The organism is Thauera sp. SWB20 (genome assembly GCF_000831325.1).
GTDB lineage: Bacteria > Pseudomonadota > Gammaproteobacteria > Burkholderiales > Rhodocyclaceae > Thauera > Thauera aminoaromatica.
Genome location: NZ_JTDM01000018.1, coordinates 298,652 through 311,788 on the forward strand (window position 1 = coordinate 298,652; position 13,137 = coordinate 311,788).

General features: G+C 67.8%; 10 protein-coding genes, 2 tRNA genes and 2 pseudogenes. 4 read left to right on the forward strand and 10 right to left on the reverse strand.

Features of this window, described 5'->3' with window-relative positions:
- Positions 1-45: 45 nt before the first annotated feature.
- The 4 genes from PO78_RS11775 to PO78_RS11790 form a co-directional block, all read right to left on the reverse strand.
- Positions 46-696: a DedA family protein gene (locus PO78_RS11775; RefSeq protein WP_004321718.1), complete on the reverse strand. Its 651-nt coding sequence runs from the start codon at positions 694-696 to the stop codon at positions 46-48.
- A 164-nt stretch (positions 697-860) separates the two neighbouring features.
- Positions 861-2,144 (reverse strand): TRAP transporter large permease, encoded by a 1,284-nt coding sequence (locus PO78_RS11780; RefSeq protein WP_004321715.1) that lies wholly within the window; start codon positions 2,142-2,144, stop codon positions 861-863.
- Positions 2,141-2,845 carry a TRAP transporter small permease gene (locus PO78_RS11785; protein ID WP_004321712.1) on the reverse strand — a complete coding sequence of 235 codons (705 nt, stop codon included), beginning with the start codon at positions 2,843-2,845 and terminating at the stop codon, positions 2,141-2,143. The genes PO78_RS11780 and PO78_RS11785 overlap by 4 nt, the downstream gene beginning before the upstream one ends.
- A gap of 73 nt (positions 2,846-2,918) precedes the next feature.
- The gene (locus tag PO78_RS11790) at positions 2,919-3,923 is read right to left on the reverse strand and encodes a TRAP transporter substrate-binding protein (RefSeq protein ID WP_043743897.1); all 1,005 of its coding nucleotides are present in this window, start codon (positions 3,921-3,923) and stop codon (positions 2,919-2,921) included.
- Positions 3,924-4,069: 146 nt separating this feature from the next.
- Here PO78_RS11790 and PO78_RS11795 point away from each other — a divergent pair, with 146 nt between their 5' ends.
- Both PO78_RS11795 and PO78_RS11800 read left to right on the forward strand, forming a co-directional pair.
- The gene (locus PO78_RS11795; RefSeq protein WP_004321709.1) at positions 4,070-6,112 is read left to right on the forward strand and encodes an ATP-binding protein; all 2,043 of its coding nucleotides are present in this window, start codon (positions 4,070-4,072) and stop codon (positions 6,110-6,112) included.
- A complete protein-coding gene (locus PO78_RS11800; protein ID WP_004321707.1) occupies positions 6,109-6,714 on the forward strand; it encodes a response regulator transcription factor in 606 nt (201 codons plus the stop codon). The genes PO78_RS11795 and PO78_RS11800 overlap by 4 nt, the downstream gene beginning before the upstream one ends.
- Before the next feature lie 23 nt (positions 6,715-6,737).
- Here the strand turns inward: PO78_RS11800 and tilS are convergent, their stop codons facing one another.
- The 4 genes from tilS to PO78_RS11820 all read right to left on the reverse strand — a co-directional run bounded on the left by tilS (position 6,738) and on the right by PO78_RS11820 (position 10,383).
- Positions 6,738-8,093 carry a tRNA lysidine(34) synthetase TilS gene (gene tilS, locus PO78_RS11805; protein ID WP_052484410.1) on the reverse strand — a complete coding sequence of 452 codons (1,356 nt, stop codon included), beginning with the start codon at positions 8,091-8,093 and terminating at the stop codon, positions 6,738-6,740.
- A 64-nt stretch (positions 8,094-8,157) separates the two neighbouring features.
- Positions 8,158-9,123, reverse strand: a complete 966-nt coding sequence (locus tag PO78_RS11810; protein ID WP_043743239.1) for an acetyl-CoA carboxylase carboxyltransferase subunit alpha — start codon at positions 9,121-9,123, stop codon at positions 8,158-8,160.
- Between the two features lie 168 nt (positions 9,124-9,291).
- On the reverse strand, positions 9,292-9,957 hold the full coding sequence (locus PO78_RS11815) for a Bax inhibitor-1/YccA family protein (protein ID WP_004306308.1): 666 nt from the start codon (positions 9,955-9,957) through the stop codon (positions 9,292-9,294).
- Positions 9,958-10,050: 93 nt separating this feature from the next.
- Complete coding sequence (locus PO78_RS11820; RefSeq protein WP_043743237.1) at positions 10,051-10,383, reverse strand: HPF/RaiA family ribosome-associated protein; 333 nt, start codon at positions 10,381-10,383, stop codon at positions 10,051-10,053.
- A 150-nt stretch (positions 10,384-10,533) separates the two neighbouring features.
- Between PO78_RS11820 and PO78_RS21910 the strand changes: the two are divergent.
- Positions 10,534-11,319, forward strand: a pseudogene (locus tag PO78_RS21910) (LysR family transcriptional regulator); the annotation flags it as partial.
- A gap of 340 nt (positions 11,320-11,659) precedes the next feature.
- Here the strand turns inward: PO78_RS21910 and PO78_RS11830 are convergent.
- Positions 11,660-11,744: transfer RNA gene (locus PO78_RS11830), tRNA-Leu, on the reverse strand.
- A gap of 393 nt (positions 11,745-12,137) precedes the next feature.
- On the opposite strand from PO78_RS11830, the gene PO78_RS11840 reads away from it, so the two are divergent.
- Positions 12,138-12,222 (forward strand) — tRNA-Leu (locus tag PO78_RS11840).
- Positions 12,223-12,446: 224 nt separating this feature from the next.
- On the opposite strand, the pseudogene PO78_RS11845 reads toward PO78_RS11840, so the two are convergent.
- Positions 12,447-13,137 (reverse strand): annotated as a pseudogene (locus PO78_RS11845) (LysR substrate-binding domain-containing protein); the annotation flags it as partial.

Below are 13,137 nucleotides of genomic sequence, written 5' to 3' on the forward strand. Positions count from 1 at the left end.
CCGCCCCTTTCCGGGCGACGCGAAGCAAGCGCCACGACCTTCCGGTCATCCTGCGCCCACCGAGGCTGCACGATGACGCAGCCACCCGACGAAAAGCGGCAGCAGCGACAGCAGGATGATGCCGAAGATCACCAGGGTGAGATTGTTCTTGATCAGCGGCAGGTTGCCAAACCAGTAACCCGCCATGACAAGAGGTCCGACCCAGAGCGCAGCGCCGAGCACATTGAAGGAGAGGAAACGCGGGTAGCGCATCGCCGCCATGCCCGCGACGAAGGGCGCGAAGGTGCGGATGATCGGCATGAAGCGGGCGATGATGATGGTCTTGCCGCCATGACGCTCATAGAACTCGCGTGTGCGCTCGAGCGCCCGGCGGTTGAAGAGGCGGCTGTCGGGCCATTGCAGCATCCGCCCACCGAAACGGTTGCCGATCGTGTAGTTCAGCGAGTCGCCGGCCACGGCTGCGACGAACAGCACGGTGATCAGGACACCCGGGTCCATGCCGCCACCGGCGGCCAGCGCGCCGGCCACGAAAAGCAGCGAATCGCCGGGCAGGAAGGGGGTGACGACCAGACCGGTCTCGCAGAAGACGATCAGGAAGAGGATCGCGTAGATCCAGTTGCCGTAGTTCGCGAGCAGTTCGGCGAGGTGACGATCGACGTGCAGCACGAGATCGACGGTGAAGGCGAGGTATTCCATGAAGGACCCGACGGGCAAGGACGCGCGATTCTAGCGCAGCGCAGCATCCGGAGCCGGGAATGAAACACCTCGATGCAGCATCCGCGCACGGCCCGAGCACCGGATCGTCCTCGAAAAGCCGGACCCGGCACACGGCCGGGTCCGGGATCGAGCTCGCTACGCCCTCACATCATGCCGAGCGTGCGCGGCAGCCACAGCGACATGGCGGGCCAGTAGGTGACCAGCACCAGGAACACCAGCATCGACAGCAGCCACGGCCAGACCGCCACCGTGAGCTCGGTGATGCCCATCTTGGTGATGCCACTGGCGACATACAGGTTCAGGCCCACCGGCGGGTGGCACATGCCCACTTCCATGTTCACCACCATGATGATGCCGAAGTGCACCGGATCGATGCCCAGCTTGATGGCGATCGGGAACAGGATCGGCGCCAGGATCAGCACGATCGATGACGGCTCCATGAAGTTGCCCGCGATCAGCATCAGGATGTTGGCCATGATCAGGAAGCCGATCATCCCCACGCCGGTTCCGATCATGAAGTCGGCCATTTCCTGCGGGATGTTCTCGTGCGTGAGCAGGAAGGAGAACAAGACCGCGTTGGTGATGATGTACAGCAGCATCGCGCTCATGTTGGCGGAGTTCAGCAGCACCTTGGGCACGTCCTTCATGCCCAGATCCTTGTACACGAACACCGCGACGAAGAACGCATACACCGCACTCATCGCCGCCGCCTCGGTGGGCGTGAAGATGCCGGTGTAGATGCCGCCCATGACCACCACGATCAGGAACAACCCCCAGGCCGAATCCTTGAACGCCTTCGCACGCTGTGCCCAGGTCGCCTTCGGAAGGCGCGGGTAGCCGAACTTGCGCGCACGGTTCCAGGTCGTGAAGCCGAGGAAGGCCGCAAGCAGGATGCCGGGCACGACGCCCGCCATGAACAGGGCGCCGACCGAGGTGTTGGTCGACACCGAGTACATGACCATCACGATCGAGGGCGGAATCAGGATCCCGAGCGCACCCGAGGTGGTGATCACGCCGGCACCGAACTTGTTCGGAAAGCCCTGCTTGACCATCGCCGGCAGCAGGATCGCGCCGATCGCAACCACCGTCGCCGGGCTCGACCCCGACACCGCGGCGAACAGGGCGCAGGCGACTACGCCGCCCAGCCCCAGGCCGCCGTGCCAGTGACCGACCATCGAGGTGGCGAAATTGATCATCCGCCTCGCGACGCCGCCATGGGTCAGGAAGTTGCCTGCGAGGATGAAGAACGGGATCGCCATGATCTCGAACTTCTCGATGCCGGTGAACAGCTTGAGTGCCACCGACTCGATCGGCACCTCGGTCATCGTGAAGAGGAAGGTCAGCACGGTGAGGCCGAGCGAAATGGAGATCGGCATGCCGGTGAGCATCAACACCAGCAGCAGGATGAAGATGATTGCGGCGCTCATTTCTTGCCTCCTTGCTGCTTGTCACGACCCTCGCCGATCTGCTTGTGCTTGAGGTCGCGCGGGTGCAGGTTGTCGCCCATGTCGTAGGGATTGACATCGACCGGCACGTGCTCCTCCTCGATGCCGTCGACATGGCCGTGATCGTGATGCGGCAGCTCGCCGGTGCGGATGAAGGCGACCATCACCTGCAGGAAGCGGAAGCACATCAGGTAGGAACCGAACGGGATCGCCGCATAGACCATCCAGGTCGGCCACTCGAGATCGGGCGTGGTGGGGCCTTCGAAGAGATCGCCGGTATCCATGCCGAGCCAGGACAGGATCTGGTAGTGGGCCCCGTTCTCGAGCACGAAGGTGGCCCCGAGCGTGCCGACGATGCCGGTGAAGAGGGCGCCGGCGGCGAGCCCGATGACGACGAACCGGGCACGATTGGGCGCGGACAGGCGGTTGATCAGCACGTCGACCCCGACGTGGATGCCGGTGCGAACGCCGTACGCCGCGCCGAACTTCGCCATCCACACGAACATGATGATGGTCAGCTCCTGCGCCCATCCGAGGTTGAGCCCGAGCAGCCAGTCCTGCAGCCCGGGGATCTCCAGGCCCGAGCCATAGCGGTGAACGACCGAGACGAAGATGATCAGCGTCGCGGCCCCCATGAGGAAGGTGATGAGCCATTCCTCCAGATGATCCAGAATCTTCAGCATTGCGACCTCCTCAAACAAAACGCCCGCGAGCGCGGATGCAGCCAGCGGGCGTGCGACAGATCAATCAGGGAAATCAGAGCTTGGCCGGATCGAACCCGGTTTCCTTGTAGATCGACTGGATCAGCTCTGCGCCGATGCGCGACTCCATCTTCTTGTGCACCGGGACGAGCGCCTTCTTGAACGCGGCTTTCTCTTCGGCGGTCGGCGCATAGACCTCGGTCTTGCCGGAGGCACGCACCGCCGCGAGCGACTTGTCGTTCTCTTCCTTGGCGATCTGGTTGGCGTAGACGGTCGATTCCTTCATCGCCTTGTCGAGCTGCGTGCGCACCTCGGCCGGCAGGCCGTCCCAGAACTTCTTGTTGGTGATGACCGCATAGCCCAGGTAGCCATGGTCGGTCAGGGTCATGTGCTTCTGCACCTCGTGCATCTTCTGGGTGTAGAGGTTGGAGTGCGGGTTCTCGGTCCCATCGACGACGCCGGTCTGCAGCGCTTGGTAGACCTCGGAGAAGGCCATCACCTGCGGCAGCGACTTGATCTCGCGCATCTGCTCTTCCAGCACCTTGGACGACTGGATGCGCATCTTCTTGCCCTTGAGGTCTTCCGGCTTCCTGATCGGGCTATTGGCCGAGAACGCTTTGAAACCGTTGTCCCAGAAGGCTAGGCCCTTGATGCCCTTGGGCTCGAGCTTGGCGAGCAGCTGCTGGCCGACCGCACCTTGGGTGACCTTGTTCAGCGCCTCGTAGCCGTCGAAGATGTAGGGCAGATCGAAGACCTCGAACTCCTTGACACCGAGCGGACCGAACTTGGCCAGAGACGGCGCCAGCAGGTGCACGGCACCGAGTTGCAGCGCCTCCATCTCCTCCTTGTCCTTGTAGAGGGTACTGTTCGCGTACACCTCGACCTTGACCGCGCCGCCGGTGTATTTCTCGGCGAGCTCCTTGAATTTTTCGGCAGCCTTGCCCTTGGGCGTGTCCTGCGCCACCACGTGGCTGAACTTGATCACGATGGGGTCTGCGGCGACCGCTGCAGCAGACAGACCCACGGCAACCAGACCGACCAGAAGCGAACGGATCTTCATGAAAGCATCTCCTCCGAGAGAACTGCATCTAGGTAGTTTTCGCCGCCCGGACAGCTCCTTACCGGGCGCATGCACGGCGATAAGTTTCGCTGTGTCGGGGATCAGTATCGTTTCGCCCTGTGAGGGCTGCTATTGTGGATCTCCGCATGCGTGACAACCGCAAGCCGCCGGATCCCGACCCGCAGCCTTTTCCGATGAGCCTCTCCGACCCTCTCCCGCCCCCGGCGCGCCGGCGCTGGCTGCAGCAGCTGCCCTACCTCAGCCTGGCGCTCTTCCTCGCCGCGATCGCCGCGCTGGTGTGGCTCACCCGCGAGTACGACGACGAGGCCCAGCGCGCGACGCTGATCAGCGACGTGCTGTGGATGGAGCAGAACCTGCGCTTCAACCTGGACCGCAACGAGAACCACCTGCAGGAGATCGGCCCCGAGCTGCTCGCCACACCCACGCTGTCGGCGCAGACCGAGGCTCGGCTCGCCAGCCTGCTGACATCCGAGCGCGGCCTCGCGCGCATCCTGTGGCTGTCGCCGGAAGGCGAAGTGCGCGGCGCGATGCCGCCGCTGGCTCCCGCCCAGGCGGTGCACGACGCCTCCGCGGATGCTGCCGCGGTGCCGGTCGACGAATCCAGCGTGCGGCTGGCACGCGCCATCGGCCGCCCGGTGTATGGCCCCGCGCATCCGGCGCCCGGTGGCACCCACCACTTCGAGGTGCACGTGCCGGTGTGGTCGGACGAGGCGCAGGTCGGCATGGTGGTCGGCGTGTATGCGCTCTCGGACGTGGTGATGCGCGAGCTGCCGTGGTGGTTCTCCGAGCGCTACCACGTCGCCGTGCTCGACAGCGACGGACGCACGATCGCCGCCAAGTCGAAAGTCGCGCCGGTGTCGCCGCGGCTGTCCTATTCGATGCCCTTCGATCCGCCCGGACACGGCCTCACGCTGCAGATCTCCGCCTACCGCTCCGACCCGCGCTGGATCCCGGTGCTGCTCGGCGCCTCGATCGTGCTGCTGGCCGGCATCATCGTGTGGAGCGTGATGCAACTGCGCCGCCAGCTCGCACGCCGTCAGCAGGCCGAGGTGGCGCTGCGCGCCGAGTCGGTCTTCCGCAAGGCGATGGAGGACTCGATGCTGACCGGCATGCGTGCGCGCGACCTCGAAGGCCGCCTCACCTACGTCAACTCCGCCTTTTGCCGCATGACCGGCTTCAGCGCGGACGAGCTGCTCGGTCGCAAGCCGCCGATGCCCTACTGGGACCCGGAAAGGCTGGAGCAGACCTTCGAGCTGCACCGCCAGATCATGACCAGCGGCAGCGCCAGCGAAGGCACCGAGGTGCGCCTGCGGCGCAAGAACGGCGAAACCCTCGACGTCCTCGTCTTCGAGGCGCCGCTGATCGACGCTTCCGGCCGCCACGCCGGCTGGATGGGTTCGGTGCTCGACATCACCGAACAGAAGCGCGCGCGCGAACAGGCCCGCCAGCAGGAGGAGCGCCTGCAGCAGAGCTCGCGCCTGATCACCATGGGCGAGATGGCGTCCACGCTCGCGCACGAGCTCAACCAGCCGCTCGCGGCGATCGCAAGCTACACCACGGGCTGCATCAACCGCCTGCAGGACGAGGCGCCGCTCGACCGCAGCGAGCTGCTCGACGTGCACCAGCGCATCGCCCGCCAGGCCCAGCGCGCCGGCGAGATCATCCGCCGGGTGCACGATTTCGTGCGCCGCTCCGAACCCAAGCGCGAGGCGCTCGACCTCGCCGCGGTGATCCGCGACGCCATCGGCCTGATCGAGGCCGACGCGCGCAAGCGCGGCATGCGGATCCGCAGCGAGCTCGCCGACGGCCTGCCGCAGGTGCCGGCGGACGCGGTGATGATCGAGCAGATCGTCGTCAACCTGGTGCGCAACGCGATGGACTCGATGCGCGACACCCCGCCAGCCGAGCGCGTCGTCGCCGTGCACACCGCACGCGAGGGCCGCTTCGTCACCGTCACCGTCGCCGACCGCGGCGCAGGCATTCCCGCCGAAACCGCCGCGCGGCTGTTCGAGCCCTTCTTCACCACCAAGCAGGAGGGCATGGGCATGGGACTCAACATCTGCCGCTCGATCGCCGAGCTGCACCGCGGCCGCCTGGCCTTCGAATCGCGGCCGGGCGGCGGTACCATCTTCACCCTTTCCCTCCCGGTGGACGCCGAGTTCGAATGAATCCCGCCTGCACGCACATCATCGACGACGACGAAGCCATCCGCGACGCCCTCGAATGGCTGTTCAAGACGCGCGGCGTACCCTGCCGGAGCTGGGCCTCGGCCGAGGCCTTCCTCGCCGACTGGCGCGGCGACTGGCGCGGCTGCATCGTGCTCGACATCCGCATGCAGGGCATGAGCGGGCTGGAGTGCTTCGACGAGCTGCTCGCGCGCGGCTGCCAGCTGCCGGTGATCTTCATCACCGGCCACGGCGACGTGCCGATGGCGGTGGCGGCGCTCAAAAAGGGCGCCTTCCACTTCATCGAGAAGCCCTTCAACGACCACGATCTCGTCGACCTTGTCGAGAAGGCGCTCGCCACCGACGACGAGCGCCTGCGCGCCGCCGCCAGCCGCGAGACCATCGAGGCACGCCTGGCCACGCTCACCCAGCGCGAGCGCGAGGTCATGGAGCTGATCCTCGAAGGCAAGTACAACAAGGTGATCGCCGACGACCTGTCGATCTCGATGCGCACCGTGGAGGCGCACCGCTCGCGCATCTTCGAGAAGATGGAGGTGCGCTCGGCGGTCGAGCTGGCACAGCTGCTGACCACGCTGCGCACCTGAGCGCGGGCGCCACCGTTCAGCGCTCAGGGTGGCGGCGCGGGGGTGACGCCGCCCGGTCGCCACTCCGGCACGAGCCCCGCTGCCCCCGGCGCGCAGGCGAACTCCGCCGCCACGCCGATGCCGCCCACCCACGCGGGCTCGCCGTCCACCCACAGCACCGGCAGGCGGTCGCGCAGCCACGCGGGAATCGCGGCCTCCTGGCAGAGCTTGCGCAGCTCGCGCCGCGGCCGCGCGGGGTGCAGTCGCATGCGCAGACCCTCGCGCCGGGGCCCGAGCAGGACCTCGCCGGCATCTTCGAGGCAGCCCCTGCCCAGTCCGGCGCCGATCGACGCCACGAGGCGTACTTCATCCCCGCCCCAGTGCATCGCCGCCTCGCCCTGCCAGTGCAGCGCCTGCGGAGCGGGCGGCTGCGCCGGCTCCAGCCACACACGATCGCGGTAGGCGCAGCACACCCAGGCGCCGAGCGGCAGACGCAGGGGGTGGGCGGGTTCGCACGCGCGCAGCTGGCGCAGGGCTTCGCCGAGCGGCGCCGCGCCGGGCAAGGGCGCACCGGACCCGAGCAGCAGCCAGCGCAGCAGGTTGGCCTGGCGCGCCGGCGTCAGGGCGAGCAAGTCCGCGCGGCACAGCACGGGCGCGCCGCAGGCCGCGGCATCGATCGCGGCGAGTTCGCCGAGCAGCGCGTCGGCCTCGGCGAAATGCGCGGCAGCGCGCGCCAGGTTCGGCACCGCCGCCGGGAAGAGGCCTTCGGCCACCGGCAGCAGACGATGGCGGAGGGCGTTGCGGGTGAAGCGCAGCTCGGCGTTGCTCTCGTCCTCCACCCAACCGAGTCCGTGCGCGCCCGCCCACTCGAGCAGCTGCGCGCGGCGCACCCCGAGCAGCGGGCGCAGCCGCCCCACCCGCCCTGCCCCGCCCGGCTCCACCGCGCGCATCGCCGCCGCCCCGCGCACGCCCGTGCCGCGCAGCAGGCGGAACAGCAGGGTCTCGGCCTGGTCGTCCTCGTGATGGCCGAAGGCGAGCCAGTCGCAGTCCACTTGGGCGAGCGCGGTGTGGCGCGCGGCGCGCGCGGCGGCCTCGAGGCCGTCGGCGTGGGCGCGCTCGACTTCGACGCGGAAGACTTGCAGGTGAACGTCCGCGGCCAAGCAGCGCTCGGCGCAGGCGCGCGCCCAGGCGGCGGCATTCGGGCTGAGGCCGTGGTCGACGTGGGCGGCGCGCAGGCTGAAGCCGAAGCGCGGCTGCAGGCGGCGCAGGAGCTCGAACAGCACCACCGAATCGACTCCGCCGGAGAGCGCGCAGCACACGCGACTGCCGGCGCCGACACCGGCAGCCGCGAGGACCGCGGCGGCGGATTCGGGCAGCACGTCGGCGGGCGGGGTCCTCATCGATGGAGTCGCGAGCGCAGGCGCAGCAGCGCGCGCCCGACCGGGCTCGAGCGGCGAGAAGGCCTCAGGCCGCCTTTTCCTTGTAGCGGCCGTAGCTCATCAGCTTCTGGTAGCGCTGCTCGACGAGCTCGGAGGGCGACAGCGCCTCGAGCTCGCGCAGCGCGTCGGCGAGCGCGCGCTTGAGCGTGGCGGCCATCGCACGGTGGTCGCGGTGGGCGCCGCCGATCGGCTCGTCGACCACCTTGTCGACCAGGTCGAGCGACTTCAGGCGCGCCGCGGTGATGCCCATGGTCTCGGCCGCGTCGGCGGCCTTCTCCGCGCTCTTCCACAGGATCGAGGCGCAACCTTCGGGCGAGATCACCGAGTAGGTCGAGTATTGCAGCATCAGCACGCGGTCGGCGACCGCGATCGCGAGCGCGCCGCCCGAGCCGCCTTCGCCGATGATGGTGCTGATGATCGGGGTCTTGAGCTCGGACATCAGGTAGATGCTGTGCCCGATCGCCTCGGACTGGCCGCGCTCCTCGGCGCCGATGCCGGGATAGGCCCCCGGCGTGTCGACGAAGGTGAACACCGGCAGCGCGAACTTCTCCGCCATCTTCATCAGGCGCATCGCCTTGCGGTAGCCCTCGGGGCGCGGCATGCCGAAGTTGCGCGCGATCTTTTCCTTGGTGTCGCGACCCTTCTGATGACCGATCACCACGCAGGCCTGGCCGTTGAAGCGCGCCAGCCCGCCTACGATGGCCTTGTCGTCGGCGTAGTTGCGGTCGCCGTGCAGCTCGTGGAAGTCGGTGAACATCAGGCTGGCGTAGTCCAGCGTGTAGGGGCGCTGCGGGTGGCGCGCGACCTGGGCGATCTGCCAGGGGCTGAGCTTGGCGTAGAGGTCCTTGGTCAGCGACTGGCTCTTGGCCTCGAGCCGCTTGATCTCGTCGGAGATGTCGACCGCCGGATCGTCCTGGACGAAGCGCAGCTGGTCGATCTTTTCCTCGAGTTCGGAGATCGCCGTTTCGAAATCAAGAAAGGTGGTCTTCATCCCGGGCTGTCCCAGTCAAAAATGTGCGCCATTGTAACGCCAGCCGCCCGGCCGCGCGCGGCGCGCGTGCTGCAGCGCAAAACCCGTGCTCGCGCGCAAAAGAATGGGGCGGCGCCTCGCGGCCACCGCCCCATTCCGGAAGGCGCCCGCCGTGGCGGGCGCTCCGGGTCAGTCGTTGTTGGCGAACCCCAGCAGGTGCAGCAGGCTGGTGAAGAGGTTGAAGATCGACACGAACAGCGACACCGTGGCCATGATGTAGTTGGTCTCGCCGCCGTGGATGATGTTGCTGGTCTCGTACAGGATGAGGCCCGACATCAGCATCACGAAGGCAGCCGAGACGGTCAGCGACAGCGCCGGGATCTCGAAGAAGATCGCGCCCAGGCCGGCAAGGAAGGCCACCAGGATGCCGACCATCAGGAAGCCGCCCATGAAGGAGAAGTCCTTCTTGGTGGTCACCGCGTAGGCCGACAGGCCAAGGAAGATCGCCGCGGTGCCGGCCATCGCCTGCATCACGATCGAGCCGCCATTGGGCAGGGCGAGGTAGGACGAGATGATCGGGCCGAGGGTGAAGCCCATGAAGCCGGTCAGCGCGAACACGAACACGATGCCCAGGCTGCTGTCGCGGAACTTGGTAGTGGCGAAGAGCAGGCCGAAGTAGCCGGCCAGCGTGATCAGGATGCCCAGGCGCGGCGCGCCCATCGCCATCGACAGGCCGGCGGTCAGCGCCGAGAAGGCCAGCGTGAGCGACAGCAGCATGTAGGTGTTGCGGATGACCTTGTTGGTCTGCAGGACCGAGGCTTCGGCCCGGCCCAGGGTACTGATGCGGTTTTCCATGGTGGAGGTCCTCCAGTGGGATCGTCGATTTGTTTTGGAACCGGCGCCGAACGGGCGGACGACCGGGGGTTTGCTGCAGGAACTACGAGAAAATCATGCCGGGATCGCGGCCATCGCCGGCCCGCGCTGGTGGCGGCGCACGCGCTGGGCGAGCACGCGGGCGACCCGGTCGGCGGCCTCGTCCACCGCCGCGCGCACGTCGAGCTGAGTGATGGCGAAAACCACATCGGGGAGGTTGCGCAGGCGCAGCTGAACCACGCAACGCTTGTCGGCGCCACCCTCCACACCATTCACATCGGCGACCTTCACGCGCGCCCACTGGATGTGGTCGCGGAAGCGGCCAATCGAAGCACGCATCCGCTGCGCCACGTAGTCGCGCAGGCCGGGGGCGGTCTCCACACCGTCGCAATGCAGATCGATACGCATGTCCAGTCTCCTTCGTTTTCGTTGCACGGATCCATCGGGCCCTGTGCTCCGGTGGATACTACCGCTCAGACTGTTCGATAGAATCTCGGTTCAGCAGAATTTGAATCCGATTTTTCCGAAGTATTGAAGTGCGCACGCCGGAGGCGCCCCATGCTGAACTACAAGCAGCTCCATCATTTCTGGACCGTGGCCCGCGCGGGTGGGATCGTGCGCGCGGCGGAACGTTCCGGCCTGGCGCCGCAGACCCTGTCCGGCCAGATCGCCACCCTGGAGACCGATCTCGGCGTAAACCTGTTCAAGCGCCAGGGCCGCGGCCTGGTGCTGACCGAGACCGGGCGCATGGTGCTGGACTACGCCGAGGAGATCTTCCGCCTCGGCAACGAGCTCGAGGAAGCGCTGCAGAGCCGCGCGACGGGGCGCGCGGTGCCTTTCCGGGTGGGCATCGCCGACGTGGTGCCGAAGGCGATCGCGTGGTTGCTGCTGGCACCCTCGATGGATCTCCCCGAGCCGATGCGCATCGTCTGCCGGGAGGGCAAGTTCGACGCCCTGCTCGGCGAACTCGCGATCCACAAGCTCGACGTGGTGCTCGCCGACAGCCCGCTGCCGCCCGCCATGGACGTGCGCGGTTTCAGCCACGCGCTCGGCGAATCGACCATCGGCTTCTACGCCGCGCCCGCGCTCGCCGCCCGCCTTGCCGGCGACTTCCCCGCCCGCCTCGACGGCGCACCGCTGCTGCTGCCCGGGGTGGAGGCGAGCGTGCGCGGGCCGCTGCTGCGCTGGATCGAGGCCGCCGGGCTGCGCCCGCGCATCGTCGGCGAATTCGACGACAGCGCGCTGATGCGCGCCTTCGCCGAGGCCGGCGCGGGCATCTTCCCGAGCGCTTCGCTGGTCGGCGAGCAGCTCTGCCGCCAGGGCGGGCTGGTGCATCTGGGGGACGCGAAGGGCGTCACCGAAACCTACTACGCGATCTCGGTGGAGCGCAGACTGACCCACCCCCGCGGTGCGCGCGATCAGCGAGGGGCGCGCACGCGAAGCAGAACTTCGCCTGATTTGATTTTCGCCCCGGGGCGCTACAGAATCGCGGGCCGGGAACGGACGGCGACCGGCAAACGCTGGCAAGCGCGCTCCCTCAGCAAGAAGGCAGGCAGCCGGAACGCAGGAAGAGGAAAAGCGAGCGGAGGACTCCGTCGCGAACGACTACTCGACGGGGCGGGGTCGAACGCCGCGTTCATCGAAGAGCCGCCGGCGGTCGATGCCGACCGGCGGAGCCGAAAACTGGTGCCGAGAGTGGGACTCGAACCCACACACCTTGCGGCGGCGGATTTTGAGTCCGCTGCGTCTACCGATTCCGCCATCCCGGCACGGGGACGCGCATTATCCCCGAACACGAGGCGGGGCGGCAAGCGAGCCGTCAGCCGCTCCGGACCAGAACAATCTCCACCGAACACAACACGATGTCCCTCACCCTCGCCGACTTCGACTACACCCTGCCTCCCGAGCAGATCGCCAGGCACCGCTCCCCAAGCGCAAAAACAGCCGCGTCGGTGAGCCGCAGGAGGCGCCCGCCGCGGCTCACCGACGCGGCTGGCGCCCTCGGCCAGCGGTGACCCGGCGATCAGCTCGGGGGCAGGGTGTAGTCGAAGTCGGCGAGGGTGAGGGACATCGTGTTGTGTTCGGTGGAGATTGTTCTGGTCCGGAGCGGCTGACGGCTCGCTTGCCGCCCGCCTCGTGTTCGGGGATAATGCGCGTCCCGTGCCGGGATGGCGGAATCGGTAGACGCAGCGGACTCAAAATCCGCCGCCGCAAGGTGTGTGGGTTCGAGTCCCACTCTCGGCACCAGTTTTCGGCTCCGCCGGTCGGCATCGACCGCCGGCGGCTCTTCGATGAACGCGGCGTTCGAACCCGCCCGTCGAGTAGTCGTTCGCGACGGAGTCCTCCGCTCGCTTTTCCTCTTCCTGCGTTCCGGCTGCCTGCCTTCTTGCTGAGGGAGCGCGCTTGCCAGCGTTGCCGGTCGCCGTCCGTTCCCGGCCGCGATTCTGTAGCGCCCCGGGGCGAAAATCAAATCAGGCGAAGTTCTGCTTCGCGTGCGCGCCCTCGCTGATCGCGCGCACCGCGGGGTGGGTCAGTCTGCGCTCCACCGAGATCGCGTAGTAGGTTTCGGTGACGCCCTTCGCGTCCCCCAGATGCACCAGCCCGCCCTGGCGGCAGAGCTGCTCGCCGACCAGCGAAGCGCTCGGGAAGATGCCCGCGCCGGCCTCGGCGAAGGCGCGCATCAGCGCGCTGTCGTCGAATTCGCCGACGATGCGCGGGCGCAGCCCGGCGGCCTCGATCCAGCGCAGCAGCGGCCCGCGCACGCTCGCCTCCACCCGGGCAGCAGCAGCGGTGCGCCGTCGAGGCGGGCGGGGAAGTCGCCGGCAAGGCGGGCGGCGAGCGCGGGCCCGGCGTAGAAGCCGATGGTCGATTCGCCGAGCGCGTGGCTGAAACCGCGCACGTCCATGGCGGGCGGCAGCGGGCTGTCGGCGAGCACCACGTCGAGCTTGTGGATCGCGAGTTCGCCGAGCAGGGCGTCGAACTTGCCCTCCCGGCAGACGATGCGCATCGGCTCGGGGAGATCCATCGAGGGTGCCAGCAGCAACCACGCGATCGCCTTCGGCACCACGTCGGCGATGCCCACCCGGAAAGGCACCGCGCGCCCCGTCGCGCGGCTCTGCAGCGCTTCCTCGAGCTCGTTGCCGAGGCGGAAGATCTCCTCGG

Bases quoted from the DNA above. Each gene is read 5' to 3' on its own strand.
- PO78_RS11780 (WP_004321715.1), bottom strand. From the start codon at position 2,144: ATGAGCGCCGCAATCATCTTCATCCTGCTGCTGGTGTTGATGCTCACC.
- PO78_RS11775 (WP_004321718.1), bottom strand. From the start codon at position 696: ATGGAATACCTCGCCTTCACCGTCGATCTCGTGCTGCACGTCGATCGT.
- PO78_RS11785 (WP_004321712.1), bottom strand. From the start codon at position 2,845: ATGCTGAAGATTCTGGATCATCTGGAGGAATGGCTCATCACCTTCCTC.
- PO78_RS11800 (WP_004321707.1), top strand. From the start codon at position 6,109: ATGAATCCCGCCTGCACGCACATCATCGACGACGACGAAGCCATCCGC.
- PO78_RS11790 (WP_043743897.1), bottom strand. From the start codon at position 3,923: ATGAAGATCCGTTCGCTTCTGGTCGGTCTGGTTGCCGTGGGTCTGTCT.
- PO78_RS11810 (WP_043743239.1), bottom strand. From the start codon at position 9,123: ATGAAGACCACCTTTCTTGATTTCGAAACGGCGATCTCCGAACTCGAG.
- PO78_RS11820 (WP_043743237.1), bottom strand. From the start codon at position 10,383: ATGCGTATCGATCTGCATTGCGACGGTGTGGAGACCGCCCCCGGCCTG.
- PO78_RS11795 (WP_004321709.1), top strand. From the start codon at position 4,070: ATGCGTGACAACCGCAAGCCGCCGGATCCCGACCCGCAGCCTTTTCCG.
- tilS (WP_052484410.1), bottom strand. From the start codon at position 8,093: ATGAGGACCCCGCCCGCCGACGTGCTGCCCGAATCCGCCGCCGCGGTC.
- PO78_RS11815 (WP_004306308.1), bottom strand. From the start codon at position 9,957: ATGGAAAACCGCATCAGTACCCTGGGCCGGGCCGAAGCCTCGGTCCTG.